This window comes from Pseudorhizobium halotolerans (assembly GCF_902153235.2).
GTDB classification, from domain to species: domain Bacteria; phylum Pseudomonadota; class Alphaproteobacteria; order Rhizobiales; family Rhizobiaceae; genus Neorhizobium; species Neorhizobium flavum.
In genome coordinates this window covers 522,862-547,452 of sequence record NZ_CABFWE030000011.1, presented here as the reverse complement: position 1 = coordinate 547,452, position 24,591 = coordinate 522,862, and the positions used below count along the sequence as shown (strand labels likewise).

General features: G+C 61.3%; 21 protein-coding genes. 19 read left to right on the top strand and 2 right to left on the bottom strand.

From position 1 onward, the window contains the following. Positions 1 to 29 precede the first annotated feature (29 nt). The 19 genes from urtB (at position 30) to FN060_RS17865 (ending at position 22,645) form a co-directional block, all read left to right on the top strand. Positions 30 to 1,634 carry an urea ABC transporter permease subunit UrtB gene (gene urtB, locus FN060_RS17955; RefSeq protein WP_142589276.1) on the top strand — a complete coding sequence of 535 codons (1,605 nt, stop codon included), beginning with the start codon at positions 30 to 32 and terminating at the stop codon, positions 1,632 to 1,634. Further along, positions 1,631 to 2,791 (top strand): urea ABC transporter permease subunit UrtC, encoded by a 1,161-nt coding sequence (gene urtC / locus FN060_RS17950; RefSeq protein WP_142589274.1) that lies wholly within the window; start codon positions 1,631 to 1,633, stop codon positions 2,789 to 2,791. Before urtB ends, urtC begins: the two co-directional genes overlap by 4 nt. 4 nt (positions 2,792 to 2,795) lie before the next feature. Next, positions 2,796 to 3,557 (top strand): urea ABC transporter ATP-binding protein UrtD, encoded by a 762-nt coding sequence (gene urtD, locus FN060_RS17945; RefSeq protein ID WP_142589272.1) that lies wholly within the window; start codon positions 2,796 to 2,798, stop codon positions 3,555 to 3,557. Positions 3,558 to 3,559: 2 nt separating this feature from the next. Further along, positions 3,560 to 4,255 carry an urea ABC transporter ATP-binding subunit UrtE gene (gene urtE, locus FN060_RS17940; RefSeq protein ID WP_142589271.1) on the top strand — a complete coding sequence of 232 codons (696 nt, stop codon included), beginning with the start codon at positions 3,560 to 3,562 and terminating at the stop codon, positions 4,253 to 4,255. A gap of 100 nt (positions 4,256 to 4,355) precedes the next feature. Next, positions 4,356 to 4,943, top strand: coding sequence for an ANTAR domain-containing response regulator (locus FN060_RS17935; RefSeq protein WP_052640003.1), 588 nt, complete (start codon positions 4,356 to 4,358; stop codon positions 4,941 to 4,943). Between the two features lie 36 nt (positions 4,944 to 4,979). Beyond that, complete coding sequence (locus FN060_RS17930; protein ID WP_142589270.1) at positions 4,980 to 6,266, top strand: CmpA/NrtA family ABC transporter substrate-binding protein; 1,287 nt, start codon at positions 4,980 to 4,982, stop codon at positions 6,264 to 6,266. A 364-nt stretch (positions 6,267 to 6,630) separates the two neighbouring features. Then, positions 6,631 to 9,087 carry a nitrite reductase large subunit NirB gene (nirB, locus tag FN060_RS17925; RefSeq protein WP_142589269.1) on the top strand — a complete coding sequence of 819 codons (2,457 nt, stop codon included), beginning with the start codon at positions 6,631 to 6,633 and terminating at the stop codon, positions 9,085 to 9,087. After that, positions 9,084 to 9,437: a nitrite reductase small subunit NirD gene (gene nirD, locus FN060_RS17920; RefSeq protein WP_142589268.1), complete on the top strand. Its 354-nt coding sequence runs from the start codon at positions 9,084 to 9,086 to the stop codon at positions 9,435 to 9,437. The genes nirB and nirD overlap by 4 nt, the downstream gene beginning before the upstream one ends. 30 nt (positions 9,438 to 9,467) lie before the next feature. After that, a complete protein-coding gene (locus FN060_RS17915; RefSeq protein WP_142589267.1) occupies positions 9,468 to 10,313 on the top strand; it encodes a formate/nitrite transporter family protein in 846 nt (281 codons plus the stop codon). Positions 10,314 to 10,372: 59 nt separating this feature from the next. Beyond that, the gene (locus FN060_RS17910) at positions 10,373 to 12,112 is read left to right on the top strand and encodes a bifunctional protein-serine/threonine kinase/phosphatase (protein ID WP_142589266.1); all 1,740 of its coding nucleotides are present in this window, start codon (positions 10,373 to 10,375) and stop codon (positions 12,110 to 12,112) included. A gap of 241 nt (positions 12,113 to 12,353) precedes the next feature. Further along, entirely contained in the window at positions 12,354 to 12,797 is a 444-nt protein-coding gene (gene cynS, locus FN060_RS17905) for a cyanase (protein WP_142589265.1), read from the top strand. A 43-nt stretch (positions 12,798 to 12,840) separates the two neighbouring features. Beyond that, positions 12,841 to 14,340 (top strand): siroheme synthase CysG, encoded by a 1,500-nt coding sequence (gene cysG / locus FN060_RS17900; RefSeq protein WP_142589264.1) that lies wholly within the window; start codon positions 12,841 to 12,843, stop codon positions 14,338 to 14,340. A 382-nt stretch (positions 14,341 to 14,722) separates the two neighbouring features. Then, the gene (gene proV / locus FN060_RS17895; RefSeq protein ID WP_142589263.1) at positions 14,723 to 15,970 is read left to right on the top strand and encodes a glycine betaine/L-proline ABC transporter ATP-binding protein ProV; all 1,248 of its coding nucleotides are present in this window, start codon (positions 14,723 to 14,725) and stop codon (positions 15,968 to 15,970) included. 24 nt (positions 15,971 to 15,994) lie between these two features. Beyond that, a complete protein-coding gene (locus FN060_RS17890; protein WP_077545941.1) occupies positions 15,995 to 16,876 on the top strand; it encodes an ABC transporter permease in 882 nt (293 codons plus the stop codon). Positions 16,877 to 16,937: 61 nt separating this feature from the next. Next, positions 16,938 to 17,807 (top strand): glycine betaine ABC transporter substrate-binding protein, encoded by an 870-nt coding sequence (locus FN060_RS17885; protein WP_077545940.1) that lies wholly within the window; start codon positions 16,938 to 16,940, stop codon positions 17,805 to 17,807. Between the two features lie 344 nt (positions 17,808 to 18,151). Next, a complete protein-coding gene (locus tag FN060_RS17880; RefSeq protein WP_077545939.1) occupies positions 18,152 to 18,412 on the top strand; it encodes a DUF4212 domain-containing protein in 261 nt (86 codons plus the stop codon). A 14-nt stretch (positions 18,413 to 18,426) separates the two neighbouring features. Then, positions 18,427 to 20,193: a sodium:solute symporter family protein gene (locus FN060_RS17875; RefSeq protein WP_077545938.1), complete on the top strand. Its 1,767-nt coding sequence runs from the start codon at positions 18,427 to 18,429 to the stop codon at positions 20,191 to 20,193. An 85-nt stretch (positions 20,194 to 20,278) separates the two neighbouring features. After that, on the top strand, positions 20,279 to 22,105 hold the full coding sequence (locus FN060_RS17870) for a DUF294 nucleotidyltransferase-like domain-containing protein (protein WP_142589262.1): 1,827 nt from the start codon (positions 20,279 to 20,281) through the stop codon (positions 22,103 to 22,105). 15 nt (positions 22,106 to 22,120) lie between these two features. Further along, positions 22,121 to 22,645, top strand: a complete 525-nt coding sequence (locus FN060_RS17865) for a hypothetical protein (protein WP_142589261.1) — start codon at positions 22,121 to 22,123, stop codon at positions 22,643 to 22,645. A gap of 98 nt (positions 22,646 to 22,743) precedes the next feature. Here the strand turns inward: FN060_RS17865 and FN060_RS17860 are convergent, their stop codons facing one another. Together FN060_RS17860 and FN060_RS17855 are read right to left on the bottom strand one after the other, a co-directional pair. After that, a complete protein-coding gene (locus FN060_RS17860; RefSeq protein ID WP_142589260.1) occupies positions 22,744 to 24,051 on the bottom strand; it encodes a TRAP transporter large permease in 1,308 nt (435 codons plus the stop codon). Next, complete coding sequence (locus tag FN060_RS17855) at positions 24,048 to 24,563, bottom strand: TRAP transporter small permease (protein WP_142589259.1); 516 nt, start codon at positions 24,561 to 24,563, stop codon at positions 24,048 to 24,050. Before FN060_RS17855 ends, FN060_RS17860 begins: the two co-directional genes overlap by 4 nt. Positions 24,564 to 24,591: the final 28 nt, after the last annotated feature.

The following is a 24,591-nucleotide window of genomic DNA, read 5'->3' as shown; positions in this document are numbered from 1 at the left end:
TCGCGCGCAGGCAACCGGGGAACAAGAGCATGGCAATCCGTTTCGTCAGTCTGATTTTTCTGATCCTTTCCTTCGCCACGCCGTCCCTGGCGCAGAGCGATCCCAAGCCTCTCATCGATCAATTGGCAGATGCCAATTTCCAGCAGGCGGAAGAGCTGATTGCGCAGATCGCCGCAACGGGTGATGCGCGCGTCGTACCGGCACTGGAAGCCTTCGCCGAGGGTGATCTCTACGCCCGCAAGTCCGATGACGCCGTGTTCACGACCAAGCCTGCCGGATCGAAGCTGGAACTGCTCGATCCACTGACCGGCGAAAGCGCTGGCGAGGTGGCGAAATCCGCCGTCAGCAAGGTCAAGGTCAACAACAACCTGCGTCGCGCCATCCGGGCCGCAATCGGCGGCCTGACGCTGATGAGTCCGAACGCCAAAGCCCGGCTGCAAGCGGCCAACACCATGCTTGCCGCACCGAGTGAAGACAATCTCGAGCTTATCGAAACCGCTCTTGCCAAGGAAACCGACGGCGAAGTGAGGGCCAGAATGGAGGAGGCACGCGCCGTATCGCTGCTCACCTCCGGCCGCTCCATAGACGCTAAGCGCGAGGCTATTGAGACGATCCGCAACTACGGCGGACGCGACGCGATCGGCGTGCTGCGCGGCGCCTATGGCTCCCTGGACGCCAGCCTTCAGCCGGACATCGACAGGGCGATCGGCGCGATCGAGAGCGACATCGCGCTTTGGGACATGGCGCAGAATGTCTGGTATGGCCTGTCGCTAGGCTCGGTGCTGCTGCTCGCGGCAATCGGGCTTGCCATCACCTTTGGGGTGATGGGCATCATCAACATGGCGCATGGCGAGATGGTGATGCTCGGCGCCTATTCCACGTTCGTCGTCCAAGACATCATCCGTTCCAGCGCGCCGCAGCTCTTCGACTGGTCGCTTGCCATCGCGCTGCCTGTCGCCTTCCTGGTGACGGCGGCGGTCGGACTGGCGATCGAGCGTGGCGTGATCCGCTTCCTTTACGGCCGCCCATTGGAAACCCTGCTCGCCACCTGGGGGATTTCGCTCATCCTGCAGCAGGCGATCCGGTCGATCTTCGGGCCGACGAACCAGGAGGTCGGCAACCCTTCCTGGATGTCCGGCTCGTTTCCGCTTGGCGGCATGACGGTCACCTGGAACCGCATGTGGATCATCATCTTCTCGCTTTCGATCTTCGTTGCGCTGCTGGTGCTGATGAAGAAATCGTCCTTTGGACTGCAGATGCGGGCGGTGACGCAGAACCGGCGCATGGCTTCTTCCATGGGCATCCGCACGCCTTGGGTTGACGCCTTTACCTTTGCGCTCGGCTCCGGGATTGCCGGTATCGCCGGCGTGGCGCTTTCGCAGATCGACAACGTCTCACCGAACCTCGGCCATAGTTACATCATCGACAGCTTCATGGTCGTCGTGTTCGGCGGCGTCGGAAACCTCTGGGGCACCTTGGTCGGCGCGCTGTCGCTCGGAGTCCTCAACAAGTTCCTCGAGCCATGGGCCGGCGCCGTGCTCGGCAAGATCCTCGTGCTGGTACTGATCATCCTCTTCATTCAGAAGCGACCGCGCGGCCTCTTCGCGCTCAAGGGAAGGGCGGTGGAAGCATGATCACCGGTTTCGTTCTTCGCGCGCTGGACGGCAAGATCGTCGTCGCCATCGGCATCCTGCTTGCGACTGCTCTGCTTGTGCCGGCATTGAACCTCCTGGTGCCGCCCGAAAGTGCCTTCCACGTTCCGACCTACGCGGTGTCGCTGTTCGGCAAGTATCTCTGCTACGCACTGCTGGCGCTCGCGCTCGATCTCGTCTGGGGCTATTGCGGCATCCTCTCGCTCGGCCACGGCGCCTTTTTCGCGCTCGGCGGCTATGCCATGGGTATGTATCTCATGCGCCAGATCGGTTCGCGCGGCGTCTACGGCAATCCGGTCCTGCCGGATTTCATGGTCTTCCTCAACTGGCAGGAACTGCCGTGGTTCTGGTACGGCTTCGACATGTTCCCCTTCGCCATGCTGATGGTGCTGGTGGTGCCGGGGCTGCTTGCTTTCCTGTTCGGCTGGTTTGCCTTCCGCAGCCGCGTCAACGGCGTCTATCTTTCGATCATCACGCAGGCGATGACCTATGCGCTGATGCTTGCCTTCTTCCGCAACGACATGGGCTTCGGCGGCAATAACGGACTGACGGACTACAAGGAGATCCTTGGCTTCTCCGTCCAGGCCGCCGGCACACGCAACGTGCTGTTTGCGATGTCGGCCATCATGCTGGCGCTCTGCCTGCTGATTGCATCGGCTATCGTGCGCTCGAAGTTCGGTAAGGTTCTGGTCGGGGTGCGCGATGCGGAAAGCCGTGTGCGCTTCCTCGGATTCCGGGTTGAGAACATCAAGCTCTTCACCTTTGTCGTCTCGGCCATGATGGCGGGCATTGCGGGTGCGCTTTTCGTGCCGCAGGTCGGCATCATCAATCCGGGCGAGTTCGCGCCGGCCAATTCTATCGAGGTGGTTGTCTGGACGGCCGTCGGCGGGCGCGGGACGCTTGTTGGACCAATCATTGGCGCAGTTCTCGTCAACGCCGGCAAGAGCTTCTTCACCGGCGCCTTTCCCGAGTTCTGGCTCTATGCGCTGGGCGGCCTGTTCATCGCGGTCACCCTGTTCCTTCCCAAGGGTATCGTCGGAACGATCCAGCATGGCTGGAACGCCCGCAAGCAACTGAGGGCGGCGGCGGAACGAGAAAAGGGCAGGGATGCCGATCTCCTGCCGCAAGCGGCGGAGTAGGATCATGACAACGGTTGCAGAAACACGTGCGAAGAGCCTGCTTTATCTCGACAACGTGTCAGTCTCCTTCGACGGCTTCAAGGCGTTGAACGCGCTTTCCTTCGTGGTCGAGCCGGGTGAGCTTCGGGCCATTATCGGTCCCAACGGCGCCGGCAAGACGACGATGATGGACATCATCACCGGCAAGACCCGGCCGGACAGCGGCACGGTCCTGTTCGAGGACACGATCGATCTCACCAAACGGGATGAAGCGGACATCGCCCAGCTCGGCATTGGCCGCAAGTTCCAGAAGCCGACGGTGTTCGAAAGCCATAGCGTCTGGGATAATCTGGAGCTCGCACTCAACCGTTCCCGCGGCGTCTTCGCCACGCTGTTCTATACGCTGACGGCCGAGGATCGCGCCCGCATCGAGGAGATCCTAGAGACGATCCGCCTCACGTACCGCAAGGACGAGCTCGCCGCCAATCTCTCGCATGGCCAGAAGCAGTGGCTCGAGATCGGCATGCTTCTGGCGCAGGAGCCGAAGCTTCTGCTTGTCGACGAGCCGGTGGCCGGCATGACCGACGCCGAGACCGCCGAGACGGCGATCCTCTTGCGGGAGATCGCCAAGACGCGTTCGGTCGTCGTCGTCGAGCACGACATGGGCTTCATCCGGGATCTCGGCGTGAAGGTGACGTGCCTCGCGGAGGGCTCAGTGCTGGCCGAAGGATCGATCGACTTCGTCTCGAGCGATCCGAAGGTCATCGAGAATTATCTGGGACGCTAATCATGCTGACGGTAGACAACATCAACCTGCATTACGGCGCGGCCCAGGCTCTTCGGGGCGTTTCGCTCAAGGCGGAGATGGGAAAGATAACTTGCGTGCTGGGCCGCAACGGCGTCGGCAAGAGCTCGCTTCTGCGCGCCATCACCGGACAGCACCCGGTGAGCGCCGGAACGATCCGCTTCAACGAGGCGCCGCTAAACGGGCTGGCACCTTATGCACGGGCGAAGCGCGGCGTCGGCTACGTGCCGCAGGGGCGGGAAATCTTTCCGCTGCTGACCGTTCAGGAGAACCTGGAAAGCGGCTTCGCACCGCTGCCGCGCAAGGAACGCTTCATTCCCGACGAGATCTTCAGCCTGTTTCCCGTTCTCGGCAGCATGCTGTCACGGCGTGGCGGGGACCTCTCCGGCGGGCAGCAGCAACAGCTGGCGATCGGCCGCGCCATGGTCATGCGGCCGAAGATCCTCGTCCTCGACGAGCCGACGGAAGGTATTCAACCGTCGATCATCAAGGATATCGGTCGCGCCATCCGCTACCTGAGGGATTCGACCGGCCTAGCGATCCTGCTGGTCGAACAATACCTGGATTTCTGCCGCGAGCTCGCGGACCAGGTCTACATCATGGACCGCGGCGAGATCGTCCACGAGGGTGAAGCCGAGTCCCTGGATACGGAAGAAGCTCGCCGGCATCTCACCGTATGAATCCCAACCCGAGTGAACTATTTTTCATCAACTCCATTCGGCGCATATTTTTTAGACAATGATGCTTGCCAGAATTGCTGCGCTGCGGCATCGTTAGCAGATGTCGCAGGCCGAACTCACTATCCTCGTGATCGATGAAAATGCCATTCGCGCCTCCATCATCGAGGAGGGACTGCGCGAGGCCGGGCATGATCGCGTCAACGTGATCCATGAGGTGAACGGGGTCGCGCGGACGATCGAAACGCTGCAGCCCGACGTCATCATCATCGACATCGAGAATCCGAACCGGGACATGATGGAGCACCTGTTCCAACTTACCCGAACCGTCGGGCGTCCGATTGCGATGTTCGTCGATCGGTCGGATACGGCGTCCATAGAAGCGGCCGTCGATGCCGGGGTCTCCGCCTATATCGTCGACGGGCTCAAGAAGGAGCGGGTGAAGTCGATACTGGACATGGCCGTCAGTCGCTTCAACGCCTTCAGCCGCCTGCAGCGTGAGTTGGCGGAGGCGCGCTCGGCGCTGGAAGAGCGGAAGGTGGTTGAGCGTGCGAAGGGAATTCTCATGAAGATGCGGGGTCTGTCGGAGGAGGAGGCATTCGCCCTCCTGCGCCAGTCCGCGATGAACGAAAAGAAGAAGATGGCGGACATCGCCCAGAGCATCGTAACGGCGGCACGGCTGCTCCTTTGAATGCGATCCAGGCGAGAAGGCCTTGAGGAAACTGGAATGAACATGGTGACCAGACGCAACCGCACTGGACCTAGTCTGCCTGCCCCCGCGACAGTGCCTTCGGAAGGCGCGCGTGTCCTCCGTGCGGGCTTCATACCGCTGGTCGATGCGTCTGTGCTGATTGCCGCATCCGATTTTGGCTTCGCGGAGCGGGAAGGCCTCAGGCTCGAACTTGTCCGGGATGTTTCCTGGGCCAATGTACGCGACCGTCTGGCTTTCCGTCAGTTCGACATCGCCCACATGCTGTCGCCCATGCCGGTGGCATCCATGCTTGGTCTCGGCTCAAACCCCTCGCCGACGATCACGCCATTCTCGCTCGGACGGGGCGGCAACGCGATCACGCTCTCGACGAGGCTATTTGCCCGCATGCAAGACACTGCCGACATTGGCGATGATGCCAGCGCGCTCGACCATGCACGTGCCCTTGCCTTGGTGGCCCGGACCATGAAAGCGGCGGGCGAGCAGCCGCCGACGCTGGGCATGACCTACCCTTTTTCTTCCCACAACTACGAGTTCCGCTATTGGCTGGCAGCGGGGGGGATTGATCCGGATGTGGACGTCAGGCTGGTTGTCGTGCCACCGCCGATGACCTCCGATGCGCTTGCGGCGGGCGCGATCGACGGCTTCTGCGTCGGCGCACCGTGGAACATGGTTGCCTCCCAGCGGGGCGTCGGCCGCATCGTGGCTGCCAAGCAGGATATTTGGCCCTCCGCGCCGGAAAAGGTGCTCGGCATGCGGCCGGACTGGGCCGAAAGCAACGCCGATACCGTCATGCGCCTGCTCGTAGCGCTCAATGCCGCAGCACAGTGGTGCGATCAGCCGGAAAACCATGATGCCCTGGCGGAAGCGCTGGCGGACCCGCGCCATGTTGGCGCTTCGGTCGAGATCATACGGCATGTGCTGTCGGGGGAATTCAGTCTGGACGCGCAGGGCACCCGCCGCGTCATCCCGAACTATTTCTCGTTCCACGCCCAACATGCCAGCTATCCCCGCCCGAGCCAGGCTCTGTGGATCTACAGCCAGATGATCCGCTGGGGTCAGGCCACCTATTCCGAAAAGAGAATGGCGGCTGCCGTGGCCTCTTTCCGGCCCGACATCTTCCGTTCGGCGCTAGGCGATGCTGCGGCCCCTGACGAGGACGACCTGCGGATGGAAGGTGAGCAGCCGGGAGACAGGTTTATGGATGGGTACGTCTTCGATCCACAAAGGCTCCAGGACTATGTCGGGCATTTTCCGATCGCGCGTCGCGGGCCCGGTGCCCGTACCGACGAGCACGAGATGTAGAACCTGCGTGCGATGCGCGGTCCGACGTTTTTAAGTCTGCGTCGTCGCTGCTCAATTGACCGGCATCAGAAATCGGCTGTTTCGCCCAAATGTTCGGCAACATCGCTGGGTGCTGCTCCCGGCAGCCGCGGCGGATTGAGGAAAATGTTTCTGGCTCGTCAATGAGTTAGACGCTTCCATCCAATCTGGCACAGGCCTTGCTTGGTATAGAGCGGGCCGATCAATGGAGATCGGACTTTAGGACGCAACAGCCGCGCCCGCCAAAGACATCGACGTCGCAAGGATTTTGCAGCACGGGCCCGTCCCGCAAGCGCGATCTCCGAGCGGCGTTTTTTCGTTTTTGACCCTCCACCAAGGAGAGCCCATGACTACCACGACCGAGAAGCTCGTCATCATCGGCAACGGAATGGCCCCCGGACGGATGCTGGAGCATCTCTTCGAGCAGGCGCCCGGCCGATTCGATGTGACCATCTTCAACGCGGAACCCCGTGTGAACTACGATCGCATCATGCTCTCGCCGGTGCTGTCTGGAGAGAAGAGCTACGAGCAGATCGTCATTCATGGCGATGGCTGGTACATCGACAACGGCATCACCCTCTACAAGGGGCATCGGATCGTCGCGATTGATCGGGGCGCCAAAACCGTCACTTCCGATCACGGCGTTACCGAGCCCTATGACAAGCTGGTGGTAGCAACCGGTTCCGTTCCATTCATCATTCCGGTGCCCGGAAACGATCTGCCGGGCGTCATCACCTACCGCGACCTGGACGATGTCAACGCCATGCTGCTTGCCGCACAAGCGCGCGAGAAGGCGGTGGTGATCGGTGGCGGGCTGCTCGGACTGGAAGCCGCAGCGGGTCTTGCTCAGCGCGGCATGGATGTCACCGTTCTCCATGTCATGCCGACCCTGATGGAGCGGCAGCTCGATCCGGCTGCGGGCTATCTCCTGCAGAAGGCGGTCGAGGAGCGGGGCATCAAGGTTATCTGCAATGCAAACACCAAGGCGATTGTCGGCGACGGTAGGGTTGAAGGCGTCGCGCTTGACGACGGCCGCGTCATCGACGCCTCGCTGGTCGTCATGGCGGTTGGCATCCGGCCGAACGTGGTGCTCGCCCGGGAGGCAGGCCTTGCCGTCAACCGAGGCATTGTCGTCGATGCCGGTATGCAGACGTCCGACGGCGACATTTTCGCCGTAGGTGAGTGTGCGGAAGTGGAGGGACAGGTTTACGGCCTCGTGGCCCCTCTCTACGAGATGGCGAGGATCGCCGCCTCGCACCTCGCCGGCGACCCCAGTCCGGCCTTCGTCCATTCCGACACCCCGACCAAGCTGAAGGTCACCGGGATCGATCTCTACTCCCTCGGCGATTTCGCCGAGGGAGACGGCCGCGAGGAAATCGTCCTACGAGATGCCACCGCAGGCGTCTACAAGCGGATCGTGCTGAAGGACAACCGCATCATCGGCACGGTCCTCTACGGCGACACGGCCGACGGCGCATGGTTCAACGACCTGAAGAAGAAGGGCACCGACATCTCCGTGATGCGGGACACACTGGTCTTCGGGCAGGCATACCAGGGCGGCTCGCCGCTCGATCCTCTGGCTGCTGTTGCCGCTCTTCCGGACGACGCGGAAATCTGCGGCTGCAATGGCGTGTGCAAGGGGAAGATAACCGGCGCTATCACCGCGCGGGGCTTGAGTTCGCTTGAGGAGGTTCGCGCCCACACGAAGGCATCCGCCTCCTGCGGCACCTGCACGGGCTTGGTCGAGCAGTTGATGACGCTGACGCTTGGCGATCGCTACAATCCCGCCCCCGTCACGCCGATGTGCCCATGCACCGATCTTGGTCACGACGACGTTCGCAGGCTGATCAAGGCGAAGGGCCTGAAGACCATCCCGGCCGTCATGCAGGAACTGGAGTGGAAGACCTCCTGCGGTTGCGCCAAGTGTCGGCCGGCGCTGAACTACTACCTCGTCTGCGACTGGCCGGACGAGTACGCCGACGACTACCAGTCGCGCTTCATCAACGAGCGCGTCCACGCCAACATCCAGAAGGACGGCACCTATTCCGTCGTCCCACGCATGTGGGGCGGAATGACGTCATCGAAGGAGTTGCGGGCGATCGCCGATGTCGTCGACAAGTTCGAGATTCCGGCGGTGAAGGTGACCGGCGGCCAGCGCATTGACCTGCTCGGGATCGAGAAGGAGGACCTGCCGGCTGTATGGGCAGATCTCGGCAAGGCCGGCTTCGTCTCCGGCCAGGCCTATGCCAAGGGCCTGAGGACCGTAAAGACTTGCGTCGGGTCTGACTGGTGCCGTTTCGGCACCCAGGATTCCACCGGCCTCGGCATCCGCATCGAGAAGTTCATGTGGGGATCCTGGACGCCCGCCAAGCTGAAGATGGCCGTCTCCGGCTGCCCCCGCAACTGCGCGGAGGCGACATGCAAGGATATCGGCGTCATCTGCGTCGATTCCGGCTTTGAGATCCATTTCGCGGGCGCTGCCGGGCTCGACATCAAGGGCACGGAAGTCCTCGGCCTCGTCAGGACGGAAGACGAGGCGCTCCAGCACATTGTGGCGCTGACGCAGATGTACCGGGAGCAGGGACGGTATCTCGAGCGCATCTACAAGTGGGCCAAGCGCATCGGCATCAACGAGATTCGCCGGCAGATCATGGAGGATGGCGACAAGCGCCAAGCCTACTACGACCGCTTCGTGCTCAGCCAGAAATACGCTCAGGTCGACCCGTGGTCGGAGCGCGTCTCCGGCAAGGACAAGCACGAATTCAACCCCATGGCCGTCATCCAGAAGGAAGCAGCGGAATGAACGCGCATATCACTTTTGCCGATGCTGCCTGGGCGCTTGTCGGAACGATCGACGACATCCCGCGCCAGGGATCCCGGCGCATCAAGGATGGTGCAAGACGGATCGCGGTCTTTAGGACTGCGGATGACCGCGTCTTCGCACTGGAAGACAAGTGCCCGCACAAGAACGGGCCGCTCAGCGAGGGGATCGTGCATGACGGCTGCGTCACATGCCCGCTCCACAACTGGGTGATTTCGCTTGAAACCGGGGAGGCCCAAGGCGCCGACGAGGGAAGGACATCAACCTTCCCCGTACGGATCGAAGGTCGCAACGTCTACCTCAACCTCACTGCAACCACCGCGGCTTGCTGAGCCGTCTCCTGCATCGCGAAAGGAAACTCGATGTCCTATGTAGCACCCCAGGAATTCGCCACGAAAATGATCGATGCGGGCGAGTCCAAAGTCTTCATGTCCACCAAGGACACTCTGATCAGGGCCTATATGGCCGGCGCCATACTGGCGCTCTCGGCAGCATTCGCAGTTACCGTCACCGTCAACACCGGAAACCCGCTCCTCGGCGCGCTCTTGTTCCCCGTGGGGTTCTGCATGCTCTACCTTATGGGATTTGACCTTCTCACCGGCGTTTTCACGCTTGCCCCGCTTGCCCTGATCGCCCGTCGACCAGGCGTAACCGTTGGCGGTATCCTGCGTAACTGGGGGCTGGTCTTCATCGGCAATTTTGCCGGTGCCATGACGACCGCAGTTTTCATGGCCATCATCTTCACCATGGGCTTTTCGGAGGCACCGAACGCGGTCGGCGAAAAACTGGGTGCGATCGGTGAATCGCGGACACTGGGCTACGCCGCTGCCGGCGCCTCGGGAATGCTGACGCTCTTCATCCGTGCGGTCATGTGCAACTGGATGGTGTCGACCGGGGTCATCGCTGCGATGATGTCGACCTCGGTGTCGGGCAAGGTGATTGCCATGTGGATGCCGATCCTCGTCTTCTTCTACCTTGGCTTCGAGCATTCCATCGTCAACATGTTCCTCTTCCCCTCGGGCATCATGCTGGGCGGCCAGTTCACCTGGGGGGACTACCTCATCTGGAACGAGATCCCGACTGTGGTCGGCAATCTCGTCGGGGGACTGACGTTCGTCGGCGGGATGATCTACGCCACCCATTACCGCACATCGCCGAGCCGCAAGGTGACCGAAAAGCCTGCGGCGCGCCTGGTCGCAGCAGAATAACAGAAAAAAACGAGGATCGGTCCCGCCGTGGGCGGGACCGATCCTATCTGGCTCCCGTGATGCTCAACATTCGCGACACCGCTGCGCTACGCGTCAGCATCGGGCAATACTCGTCGGCCGGGCGCAAGCCGTTGAACCAGGATTTTCATGGTGCCATCGTGCCGTCCGGCGTGGCGCTGACCATGAAGGGGGTAGCGCTCGCGATCGCCGACGGGATCTCTACCAGCCCCGTGGGGCATGTCGCGGCCGAGACGGCGGTGAAAAGCTTTCTGACCGACTATTACTGCACGTCCGATGCGTGGACCGTGAAGACGTCGGCGAGCCGCGTCATCGACGCCACCAACTCCTGGCTGCATGCGCAAAGCCGGCATGTGGAAGATCGCGACCGCGCCCATGTCACGACCTTTTCCGCGCTGGTGCTCAAAGGGGAGCGCGCCCACATCTTTCATGTCGGCGATAGTCGTATTGCGCGGGTTTCGGGCAGCGAGGTCGAGCCGCTGACGCGCGAACATCGCCTTGTCCTATCCGGGTCGGATACCCAAATCGCCAAAGCCCTTGGCCTGCTTCCGTCCCTTGAGATTGATTATCGGCACATCCCCTTGCAAGTAGGCGACGTCTTCGTCCTCACCACCGACGGTGTTCACGATCACCTGAGACCGAGGCAGATCGCAGCGGAGATTGCGGCGAACCCGGATCTGGATCGGGCGGCTGGCGAAATTGCCGCACGGGCTCTGGAAAACGGCAGTGACGACAACCTCACGATCCAGATCGTCCGCATCGATCAACTGCCGGAGCCGGGCTTCGAGCCTCTTCTCGACAGGATGGAGACACTGCCGCCCGCCTCGCTGCCGTCGGTTCCCGGCGAGTTCGAGGGCTACCGCGTCCACCGGCAGATCCATGCCAGCAGCCGTAGCCATGTCTTTCTTGCAAGCGATCCGCGAAACGGCGAGGCCGTGGTGCTGAAGTTTCCGTCGGCGGACCTGCAGCAGGATGAGGCCTATCTGCGGCGGTTCGCAATGGAGGAATGGGTCGCCCGCCGGGTTTCCAGCGTCCATGTCGTAAAATCCAGCGATACGATCATTCCGCGCCGGTCTCTGTATCTCGTCATGGATTATGTTGCTGGTGAAACGCTCTCGCAATGGATGAAGGATCATCCTCAAGCTGACCTGGCTTCGATGCGAGCGATCATCTCGCAGATCGCCGAAGGGCTCCGGGCCCTGCACCGCAAGGAGGTCATCCATCAGGACCTCAGGCCGGACAATGTGCTGATCGACAGCAATGGCACCGCCAAGATCATCGACCTCGGATCGGCCCGCGTCGAGGGGCTGGTCGAGGCGAAACATACGCCGGATGCGGAGGATATTCTTGGCACCTTTCAGTACACCGCGCCCGAATATTTCCTAGGAGAACGTGGAAACGAGCAGTCGGATCTGTTCTCGCTTGGGGTGATCGCCTACCAGATCCTGACGGGACGCCTCCCCTATGGAGCCGCTGTTGCAAGAACCGGCAATGCACGACAGCAAGCCCGACTGCGATACGCCTCCATCCGTGAGTGCCGGCCAGACGTACCGCAATGGATCGATGACGCTGTTCGCAAAGCCGTCCATCCGGACCCAGGGCGGCGCTATGAAGCCATTTCTGAATTCCTTTATGACCTGTCCCATCCGAAGCAGCACATCCTAAGAACGGCAAGAACGCCGCTGACGCAATGCAATCCGCTGCTGTTCTGGCAGGTGCTGTCGCTGATACTGGCGCTGCTGCTGGTGCTTCTGCTGCTGTGGCAGCAGCTGTATGCCTAAGTTTTGGGCGGCAATCACGAAAGATTAGATCTTGTGCAGCCAGATCAGGTCTGGCACTATGACATCAACGGCGCAGGCCGTTTCACACCCGATCGACTGCAATGGCGCAGTCCGGGTGGCCACAAATCAGGCACCAGCATCGACGCTGTGGACATCATCGCTGCCACTTGAGGGCAGGGTGGGGACGCAGCGTTTTTTGTGCCTGGCGAAGCGTTGGCCACGAACACAGGAGCATGATCGCATGTTGACCAAGCAGGACGTCACGGATCTGATCTATGAGCGCAAGCGCGCGAGCGGGCTTTCCTGGGCCAAAATCGCCGAAGACATCGGTATGAGCGAGGTCTTCGTGACGTCTGCCTGCCTCGGCATGAACACGCTGCCGCGGGAAAAGGCCGAGGCGCTGGTGCTTAACCTCGGTCTGCCGCAGGAGGCGGCTGTCGTCCTTTCGGAGTATCCGACGAAGGTCTTTCCTCAGGCAGTTCCGACCGATCCCTGCATCTACCGCTTCTACGAGATTATCGGCGTCTACGGTCAGACCCTGAAGGAGTTGATCCAGGAGAAGGGCGGCGACGGGATCATGAGTGCGATCGACTTCGACATGAGCGTGGAGAAGGTCCCCTATCCGAAGGGTGACCGCATCGAGATCAGGATGAGCGGCAAGTTCCTTTCATACAACGCCTGGTGAACGTCCATCCCCGACGCATTCTCGCCCGTCAATGGAGATTTGCATGTTTGAACTGGAACACCCCGATATCCAAGGCCGGACCGAGGCGCCCCGTCGGATCGAGCCGCTTGCCAAGCTTCCGATATTCTGGAGCCTCGCCGGCAAGCGAGTGGTGGTGGCAGGCGGTTCGGATGCCGCTGCCTGGAAGGCGGAGCTTCTGTGCGCTTGCGGTGGGGAAGTCTCCGTGTTCGCGCCGGTCAGCGAACTTTCCTCGACGTTCGAGGCACTGATCCGACGGGGTCCCCAGGATGGTGGCGGATGTTGCATCCACCACGACCGACCTTGGGCGGCCGATGTCTTCGAAGGTGCTGCAATGGCCATTGCCGATTGCGAGGACGACACCGATGCCGCCGCGTTCTTCGAAGCGGCGAAGGCGGCGGGGGTTCCGGTCAATGTCATCGACAAGCCGGAGTTTTGCCAGTTCCAGTTCGGCTCGATCGTTAACCGCTCACCTGTGATCGTATCCATCTCCACCGACGGCGCCGCGCCCATTCTGGCGCAGGCCATCCGCCGCCGCATCGAGACCCTGCTGCCCGCTGCTCTCAAGGGCTGGGCGATCCTCGCCCATAGGCTTCGTGACGTGGTGAGTGAGCGCCTGCAGCAGGGTGCGCCGCGCCGCGCCTTCTGGGAACGCTTCGTCGACCGTGCCTTTGCGGAGCAAGATGGGCCGGATGCCCAGGCAGAACTGGAACTGCTCTCACTCACGGCGGAAAATACAGCGGGACCGAAAATCGGTCGCGTGACTTTGGTGGGAGCCGGTCCGGGCGATCCGGAGTATCTGACCCTCAAGGCGGTTCGCGCGCTTCAATGCGCCGACGTGATCCTGTTCGACGATCTCGTTTCGGCTGAGGTTCTCGAACTGGCGCGTCGCGAGGCGAAGCGCATGCTGGTCGGCAAGCGCGGTGGAAGGGAGAGTTGCCGCCAGGATGACATCAACCGCATGATGATCGACTTTGCCAAAAGCGGCAGGCATGTCGTTCGGCTTAAGTCCGGTGACCCGATGATCTTTGGTCGCGCGGGCGAAGAGATCACGGTTCTGGACCGCGAGGGGATTGCGTTTGATGTGGTGCCGGGCATCACGGCGGCCAGCGCCATGGCCGCGCGTCTCGGCATCTCGCTGACCCATCGCGACCATGCTCAGTCAGTTCGTTTCGTGACCGGGCATGCCCGCGACGGCCGCTTGCCCGCAAACCTCGATTGGCGGAGCCTCGCCGAGCTTGGAACAACCAGTGTCTTCTATATGGGCGGCAGAACGGCCACCCAGATCCGAGATCACCTTCTGGGGGAGGGGATGCCGGGTGCGACCGCCGCGGTGATCGTCAGTTCCGTGGCGCGTCCGCAGGAGCGCCGGTGGATCGGAAAACTCATCGAGCTCGGGGCGGGTATTTCCGAAATCGGCTACGATGAGCCTGTTCTCATTGGTATCGGCGACGTTTTCTCGGGCGCATTGTCTGCAGAAGATCGCGGAGCGGGGAAAGGCGAGCAATATCTGAAGGTCGGCTGACTTCCGTGCAGCATGAGTAGGCGGCTGTCCGCATCCTGACTGGGCAAAATATTCCCAAGCCGCCCGCTGAGCGAGGGTGTTTGAGAATGGAATATCGCGGATTGCGCGTTGTTCGTTCCGTTTTTTCATGGACATCGCAATTCCGTTTCTTTAGACAGGATAGTGTCTCCTGATGGGATGACGTTTTGTCCGCTGGCGCTCAGCGCATCGCATCTCGATTGGGATCTGACGTTCTTCCGTCAAATCCCAATCGAGATGCGGTTAGAAATAGTATGAAACGACCTTGCGTAACTTGAGAAAATCTGCGCCTGGTCGTTCGTTTGCTGAGCGTATATTTTATACTGATGGAGGTTTGCCTCGTGTGGTGCGAGGCCGGTGCAAGATGAATGATTTTACTTCTTCCGTGGTGTCCGCTGGCGATGTCGCCGGCCCTGATGCCCCGCGAAAGATCACGCTGAGAAACGTGTTCAAGGTTTTCGGCGAGCGGCCGGAAAAAGCCATGGAGATGGTCCGGGCCGGCAAGTCGAAGCCGGAAATCCATGCAGCGACCGGCTGCGCCATTGGTGTCAACGATGCCAGCTTCGATATCCGAGAAGGCGAGATCTTCGTTATCATGGGCCTTTCCGGTTCCGGAAAATCCACGCTGTTGCGACTTCTCAATCGTCTGATCGAGCCGACCGCAGGGTCGATCGAGATTGACGGGCGGGACATCACCAAGATGTCGCGTCGCGAGCTCATCGATATCCGCCGCCGCGATATCAGCATGGTGTTCCAGTCTTTTGCGCTTCTGCCGAACCGGACCGTGCTGAACAATGCGGCGTTCGGGCTGGAGGTTGCCGGGATCGGCGAGCGGGAACGGAAAGAAAAGGCCATGGTCGCTCTGAAGGCCGTCGGCCTCGAGGGTTATGCCGACAGTCGGCCGAACCAGCTTTCCGGCGGCATGAAGCAGCGCGTGGGGCTCGCCCGGGCGCTTGCCAGCGAACCCACGATCTTGCTGATGGATGAAGCCTTTTCGGCGCTCGACCCGTTGATCCGCACGGAAATGCAGGACGAACTTGTCCGCCTTCAGGCGGAGCATAGCCGGACCATCGTCTTCGTCAGCCACGATCTCGACGAGGCGATGCGGATCGGTGACCGGATCTGCATCATGCAGAACGGCAGCGTGATCCAGGTCGGTACGCCGGACCAGATCGTCACCCGGCCCGCCAACGACTACGTCCGGTCCTTCTTCCGCAACGTGGACGTCACCCAAGTCTTCAAGGCCGGGGACATTGCCCGCAAGACGCAGGTGACGATTATCGATCGTCAGGGCGTATCAGCGGCCGCTGCGCTTGAGCGGATGCAGAACTTCGACCGGGAGTACGCGATCGTCGTCGGTCGCGACAAGAAGTACCAAGGCATCGTCAGCCAGACCTCGCTGGTGGAAAAGGTCAGGTCAAAGGCTGCCGATCCCTACCGAAGCGCATTTCTGACCGACATCGAGCCGATCGCGGCAACCGAGCCCCTGTCGGATCTTCTCGGCAGGGTGGCCGGCAGTCCCTGGCCGCTCCCCGTGGTCGATGACGAGGGCCGCTATCTCGGCTCTATCAGCAAATCAATGCTTCTCGAGACGCTTGATCGCGCCAGCTGAGCAGATCACGGATAGGATGCAATCATGAACTTCGACATTGGTGACGGCGTCGATACGATCGTCAACTATATCCTCGACAACTTCTCTCCTGCCCTCGACGCGATTGCTGTAGCGATCGGGCTAGTCACGGGGGGCATACAGGACACGCTGACGGCCCTTCCGATGATCGTTGGCCTTGCCATCTTCGTTGCACTCTCGCTGTGGCGGGTCGGCCTGGGTTTCGCCATCTTCACTGCCGTCGCACTCTGGCTCGTGGACCAGATGGGTCTTTGGCCGGCGATGATGGAGACATTGTCGCTCGTCATAGCCTCCACGATCATCGCCATGCTCTTTGGCCTGCCGCTCGGGATTGCCATGGCCGCCAAGGACTCGGCGGCATCCGCCGTGCGCCCGGTGCTGGACCTGATGCAGACGATGCCCGCCTTCGTCTACCTTATTCCCGCCGCCATGTTCTTCGGGCTCGGCGCCGTGCCTGGCACGATCGCCACGGTCATTTTCTCGATGCCGCCGGTCGTACGCCTGACGAATCTTGGGATACGTCAGGTCGACGTGGAGTTCGTCGAGGCGGGCCACGCCTTCGGTTGCACGGCATCGCAGCTGCTCTTCAAGGTACAGCTGCCGAATGCGCTACCCTCCATCATGGCTGGCATCAACCAGACCATCATGCTGGCGCTGTCGATGGTGGTGATTGCCTCCATGATTGGCGCTGGCGGCATTGGCAATACCGTGCTGACCGGGATCCAGCGTCTGGACGTTGGCACGGGTTTCGAGGGCGGCCTGGCCGTCGTCATCCTCGCCGTGGTGCTCGACCGCATCACGCAGAGCTTCGGGAAGGAGCGGCCGGCCTTCTGGCGCACCCTCTTCCCCGTCGTGGCGCGACAAGAGACCAAGCAGGCGAACGCCTGAACGTCGCGCAGACCACACTTGGGCATTCCGCCTTATGCGAACCTTCAAAAAAGGAGCAGACATGATCAAGAAACTCGTATCGCTGAGCCTCGCGGCCGTTATCGCCGGCAGCGTTTCCACAATCGCCCTGGCCCAGGATGCAAAACCGGTGAAGATCGGTTGGGCCGCATGGTCTGATGCGGAGTTCGTCACCAAGCTTGCCGCGAAACTGATCAAGGACGAACTCGGCCAGGAGGTCGAACTGGTGCAGACGGATGTCGCACCGCTCTACCAGGGCGTCAGCCGCGGCGATCTCGACGCAATGATGATGGCATGGCTTCCGCAGACGCATGCCGACTACTATGCGAAGATCAAGGACGACGTGGAAACGCTCGGCACCGTCTACGAGAACGCCAAACTGGGCTGGGTCGTGCCGAACTATATCCCGGAAGACGCCATCAGTTCGATGGAAGACCTTGCCAAGGACGAGGTCAAGGAGAAGCTTGGCAACACTGTCCAAGGTATCGACCCGGGCGCCGGACTGACGCGCCTGTCTCAGCAGGCGCTGAAGGATTATGGCCTCGACGACTACAAGCTGCAGATCTCCAGCGAGGCGGGCATGTTGACCACCGTCGACCGCGCCGTTCGCTCCGAGGACTGGTTCGTAGCAACGTCCTGGAGCCCACACTGGATGTTCGGCAAGTACGACATCCGCTATATCGAGGATCCGAAGACCTCCCTGGGCGAAGCTGAACATGTGGACGTTCTCGCTCGCAAGGGCTTCAAGGAAGACAATCCGGAAGTTGCCGGGTTCCTCTCGAGGATGCAACTGCCGATCGACGACCTGCAGGCGGGCATGTTCAACGCGCAGGAGACGTCCTACGAGGAGGCCGTGGCGAAGTATATCGAAGACCATCCGGACCAGGTAAACGCCTGGCTCGGCGAAGAGTGATATGCCCAGTGCCGGCCGGATTGTTCCGGCCGGCACTTTCCAGCCGGGGTCGGGAGCCCTTGAGGGACCTCAATCGAGCGACTTAGGGTAGCCCAGTCCAACGCGGCCTTTGCCGCGGACGGCACACAAGACTTTTGCGCCTAGCGCCTTTCGCGTGTTCCTGTGGAAAACTCGTCTTTCGAAGCCCAAAGTAATGGGCTTTCGACAACTACGACTATCGGAGAATGTACGCACCCTAACCGATTAGGTACTTCTTGACACTTGTCCATTCGTGTTGGGATTCGGTGAGCGTTTGGACAGGAGGTTGCGTCCTCAGGGGGACGCGAATTTTGGAGGAGGTACACGTGACGGACAAATCATCGTCCAATGCCTATTGGGCAGCAAATATTCGCATCATCACCATCTGCTTGGTGATCTGGGCGATCGTATCCTACGGCTTCGGCATCCTTTTGCGTCCCATGCTTTCGGGGATCCCGGTCGGGGGGACCGATCTGGGCTTCTGGTTCGCACAGCAGGGCTCGATCATCGTCTTCATCGCGCTGATTTTCTATTACTCAATCTACATGAACCGGCTCGATCGTGAGCACGGCGTAGAAGAGCAGTAAGGGACGGGGGAACAATGGACCAGTATACACTCAACCTGCTGATCGTGGGCGCGTCCTTCGCGCTCTATATCGGCATCGCGATCTGGGCCCGGGCGGGCTCTACCGCTGAATTCTACGCCGCCAACCGCGGTGTCAATCCGGTCATGAACGGGATGGCCACGGCTGCGGACTGGATGTCGGCCGCCTCCTTCATCTCCATGGCAGGTCTCATTGCCGGCGTCGGCTATGCCAACTCCACCTATCTCATGGGCTGGACCGGCGGCTACGTCCTGCTGGCTCTCCTGCTCGCTCCGTATCTGCGCAAATTCGGCAAGTACACCGTACCGCAGTTCATCGGCGACCGCTTCTACAGCCAGTCGGCTCGCCTTGTGGCTGTGATCTGCCTCATCATCATCTCGGTGACTTATGTTATCGGCCAGATGACCGGTGCCGGCGTCGCCTTCTCGCGCTTCCTCGAAGTCAACGTCTCGACCGGTCTGTGGATCGCGTCCGCCGTCGTCTTCGTGTATGCCGTTCTCGGCGGGATGAAGGGCATCACCTACACGCAGGTGGCCCAGTATATCGTCCTGATCATTGCCTACTCGATCCCGGCGATCTTCATTTCGCTGCAGCTGACGGGCAACCCGCTTCCCTGGCTAGGCCTGTTCTCGACCCATACGGAATCGGGACTGCCGCTTCTGCAGAAGCTCGATCAGGTGGTCACCGACCTCGGCTTCAACGCCTATACCGCCCAGGGCAGCATGCTGAACATGTTCCTGTTCACCCTGTCGCTGATGATCGGTACTGCCGGTCTTCCGCACGTCATCATCCGCTTCTTCACCGTTCCGAAGGTGGCTGATGCCCGCTGGTCGGCAGGCTGGGCGCTGGTGTTCATTGCGCTTCTCTACCTCACGGCTCCGGCTGTCGGTGCCATGGCGCGCCTCAACATCATCGACACCATCTTCCCGAACGGTCCGCAGGAACAGGCTGTCGAATACGAGCAGCGGCCTGACTGGATGCGCAACTGGGAGACCACCGGCCTTCTCAAGTTCGAGGACAAGAACGGCGATGGTCGCATCCAGTACTATAACGACGCGGCTGCCGGCTTTACCGAAACCGCAACGCAGCGTGGCTGGACCGGCAACGAACTGACCATCAACAACGACATCCTGGTTCTCGCAAATCCGGAAATCGCGCAGCTTCCGGGCTGGGTGATCGGCCTCATCGCAGCCGGCGGTCTCGCTGCCGCTCTGTCGACGGCGGCTGGCCTGTTGCTCGCCATCTCGTCGGCTATCAGCCACGACCTGGTGAAGGACTGGCTCGTTCCGAACATTTCGGAAAAGGGCGAGCTGCTGGTCGCGCGTATCTCGATGGCCGGTGCAATCCTGGTGGCAACTCTGCTGGGTCTAAACCCGCCGGGCTTTGCGGCCCAGACCGTTGCACTTGCCTTCGGTCTCGCCGCAGCGAGCATCTTCCCGGTCCTGATGATGGGCATCTTCTCGAAGCGCATCAACTCGGTCGGCGCCACCCTCGGCATGCTCGTCGGTCTGATCGTGACCTGCCTCTATCTGTTCGCCTACCTGGGTTGGTTCTTCATCCCCGGCACGAACATGGTAGAAAACGTACCGGCCAACTACCTGTTCGGCATCCCGCCGACGGCGTTCGGCCCGATCGGTGCGCTGCTCAACTTCGGCACCGCCTATGTCGTCTCGATGATGACGCAGGCACCGCCGCAGCACGTGCAGGATCTCGTCGAGTCGATCCGCGTACCTCGCGGTGCCGGTGCGGCGACCCACCACTAACAGCCAAGCTCTCGGAAGGCGGCAGTAATCCTGCCGCCTTCCTTCTTTCAGTCGAGGGTTGCCGATACGGCCATATGAGGGCTTCATGGGTGTGGAAACCCACGACATAGCGGGATTTCTGCATACAGTTCATCCTTATGATAGCCTGCCCCGGGACGAACTCGACAGACTGATACCACGCTTCGAATGCCGCCATGTATCTGGCGGAGGTCAAATTTATTCCCGCGGCGAACCGCTGCCCGGTCTCTTTCTCATCATGGAAGGTAGCGTCGAGGTTCGCGACGCGTCCGGTACGGTAATCTCGCAGCTTTTCCCTAGAAACTCCCTCGGCGAACGAGGTCTGATGGCCGACGGTCGCGCCGCGACGACCGCCAATGCGCTGTCAGATGCCATCCTGCTTGTTCTGCCCACGGCCGAGTTCAAGAGGCTGATGCTGGAGCAGCCGGTCTATGGCCGCTTCTTCACCCGCGGACGCACCACCGACCTTCGACGCGCTGACGTGACGATGCGAAAGGTCAGCGAACTGATGTCGGCGCCACCGCTCACCTGTTCGCCCGAAGACAGCGTACGCCACGCCGCCGAGATCATGCGGGACAGAAGGGTATCGAGCCTGGGCGTCGTTGATGGCGACCGCCTTGTCGGTCTGGTGACGACCCGCGACCTGACCTCTCGCGTCCTTGCCCAGGGGCTTGATCCGATCAGCACGAAGGTTGGCGCGATCATGACCGCGGAGCCGCTAACCCTCTCGGAAAACCACCTGGGGTCTGATGTTCTCAATCTGATGCTGGAGAAGAAGATCGGCCACCTTCCGATCGTCAGCGGTGAGCGCCTGAGGGGAATGATCACGCAGACGGACCTGACCCGTTTCCAGGCGCTCTCCTCCGCAATCCTTATCCGGGAGATTGCCAATGCGGAGGGCGTGGCCGAGCTTCGCGCGGTGACGGCGAAGATACCGCAGCTGCTGGTTCAGTTGGTTGGGGGCAACAATGCACATCACGTCGTCACGCGACTGATCACGGACATCACGGATGCGGTGACGCGCCGACTTGTAGCGCTCGCGGAAGCGGATCTCGGCCCACCCCCAGTCCCCTATCTGTGGCTTGCCTGTGGCAGCCAGGGCCGCCAGGAACAGACGGGCGTCAGCGACCAGGACAACTGCATCTTCATTGACGACCGTTTCCAGGAAAGCCAGCGACCGTGGTTCGAAAAGCTTGCCCGCTTCGTCAGCCATAACCTGGATGCCTGCGGCTATTTCTTCTGCCCCGGCGACATGATGGCCACCAATCGCCGGTGGTGCCAGCCGGTCAGCGTGTGGAGGGGATATTTCGGGAGTTGGATTCGGGAGCCGGAGCCGATGGCGCAGATGCTGGCGAGCGTCATGTTCGACCTGCGACCGATCGTTGGGGAAGCGAAGCTCTACCAGGAGCTGCAGGCCGAGACCCTGGCGCAGGCGAGCCGGAACTCGCTATTCGTCGCTCACATGATCAGTAACTCGCTGAAGCATGCGCCGCCGCTCGGCTTGTTGCGAGGATTTGCGACCGTCCGGGTGGGTGAGAATCGCAACCAGATCGACATGAAGCACAGTGGCGTCGTTCCAGTGATTGACCTTGCCCGTGTCTATGCGCTGACGGGACGGCTGACACCCGTCAACACCCGCGCGCGCCTGCTGGCGGCCGAGGAGGTGGGGATTATCTCCAGCGCCGGAGGGCGGGATCTGATTGCCGCCTATGATCTGATCGCCGACTTCAGGCTGCGCAACCAAGCAAACCAGATCAAGGCTGGCGAAAGGCCAAACAATTATCTCGGACCCTATGAGTTCGGAGATTTCGAGAGGTCGCACTTGCGAGACGCCTTCGTGGTGGTGCGGACCATGCAGTCTGCGCTCGCCAATTCTGGAAGCGCTCCGGTGTAAAGGAAGAAGTCGGAAATGTTGTTCGAGTTGATTGCCGCCGTGGTGGCTGGTGTGGCACTGGCCGGTATCGCCATGAGCGTGAGATGGATCAGCCGGGGACGGCTGCCGAAATGGATCGTCCCCGCCGCGGCTGGCCTCGGGATGATCTCCTACGCCATCTGGAGCGAGTATAGCTGGTTCGACCGGATGCGGAATTCTTTCCCGCAGTCCGTGGTGGTGACGTGGTCGAATACGGAGCGCGCCATCTGGAGGCCGTGGTCCTATATCCGCCCGCTGACAACGCGGTTCACCGCGGTCGAAACCTCCACCGCCAAGCGGCATCCCCAACAGCCCGGCCAGGTCATGGTGTCGATGATCCTGGCCGCACGCTGGCAGCAGACGACCGTGATCAAGGCTGTTTTCGACTGCGATAATAACCGCCGCGCCGACCTCGTCGGCAATGACGTATCGATCGCCGATGACGGCTCGGTTACGGGTGCGCAGTGGATCGACCTGCCGGCGGACGATGCAAATCTTGAGGCGGCTTGCCGTCAGCCGTAGGTGCACACTTCGCCTGAAGTGCCGGGCTGTGGTGAGACCGTTGCATCGTACCTAGGGAGCGAGCGCCTTGTGCGATCACTCCGCTGAAGTCATGCCCGCTACTGCAAGAGAAGCGGCAAGCTGAGAATGATGCCGGGAAAGGCTATCACCACCGCTACCACCAGGATGTCTGCCAACAGGAAGGGAACTATACCGCGGAAGATCTGGATCACGGTAACGTAGCTGGACGCGACGTTCCTGATGACAAAGACGTTCAGCCCCACGGGTGGCGTGATCATGCCGATCTCCAGCATCTTGACGACGAAGACGCCGAACCAGACAAGGCTGATCCCTTCCGCCTTCAGTAACGGCAGCAGAACCGGCAGCGTCACGAGCATGGCCCCGAACGGTTCCATGAACATGCCCAGAACGAGGTAGATCAGCACGATGATGCTCATCAGCTCGACGTAGCCGAGTTCAGATCCGGCAACCATGGAGCCGATGAAGCCGGACAGCCCCGTGATCCCGAGGAAACGGGTGAACATGGACGCGCCGATGCCGATGATGAAGAGCGAAGCGCAGGTCGTCAGCGTCTCGAGCAGTGATGTTCGCAGAACGTGCGTGGTGAGCTTGCCCGTCACCAGCGATAGAAGGATCGCGCCGCCGGCACCGACCGCGCCCGCCTCCGTCGCTGTGAAATAGCCGGAAAACAATCCGCCGAACACGAGAACCACGAGGATCGCGAGCGGCCAGATCCTCAAGATTGCCGGCAGCCCGCCGGCCTCGCGGAAGGTGCCGGCGCTGTTGCGTGGTACCACGTCAGGTCGCAGCCACCAGAAACCCAGCACCACCAGGCAATAGAACAAAGCGGTCAACAACCCGACGCCAATGCCGCCGATGAAGACCTGAGTTATCGAGGTCTCTGCAAAGACGCCGTAGATGATCATCAGGATGGACGGGGGGATCAGCGCGCCGATCGTTCCGCCCGCTGCAATCGAACCCGCCGCGAAGCTTGGCCTGTAGCCGGCCGCGACCATTTCCGGAATGGCGATCCGCCCCATGGCGGCCGCACAGGCGATCGAAGAGCCAGAGACGGTCGCAAACCCGGTGCAGGCGAAGATGGAGGAGATGGCCAGACCTCCCGGTACCCGCCAAAGGATCGCCTTGGCGGCGCCGAACAGGCTGGCGGTCAGCCCGGCGTGAAAGGCGACGAAGCCCATGAGCAGGAACATCGGGACGGCGCTCATCGTCCAACTGGCGACAAAGCTGTAAGGTGTCGAGGTGACGATGCCGAGCGCCGGCCTGATACCGAGGAGGCTGGCAATGCCGCCAAAGGAAACAGCGATCATGGCGAGCGCCACGGGTACGCGCAACAGCAGGAGCAGCAGCACGATGCCGACGCCGTAGAAACCAACCTCGACATTCATTCGGCGGCACCCCAGTCGGCATCTGTCTTGCCGTGAACGATCTTCAACAGCTGTACGATCATGATCAGCGCGGCGAGCGCGAATCCGATCGGTGGCAGGAAATAACCTGGCCAGGTGACGATCTTCGTCTGCAGTGCGATGACGAAGGTGCCGGTCTGGTAGTTCTTCACCGCAGTCAGCCAGCTGGCATAGGCAATGACTGCGTAGACGGTGATGGAGAAGAGGACGACGGCGAGGTCCGACACACGCCGCATGCGTGGCGTCAGCAGGAAGTCTAGAAGCTCTACAGAGATCATCCCCTCCTTCCGCTCCACCCAGGCCAGCGGAAGGAAGGCGACGAGCACCATGTAGTAATAGGACACGACCTCTACAGTTGCGGGCAGCGAGGCGCCGGTCATCGCGCGCGAGGCGACGTCGGCGCAGACATGCACCATCATCGCGAGCACGCCCGCTGCGCCAACGAAGGCGAGTATGCGCGCGAGCCTGTCAGTGAGCCTTGTGACGAGCAGCATCGCCGATCCATTTGAGAGTGGTCAGACG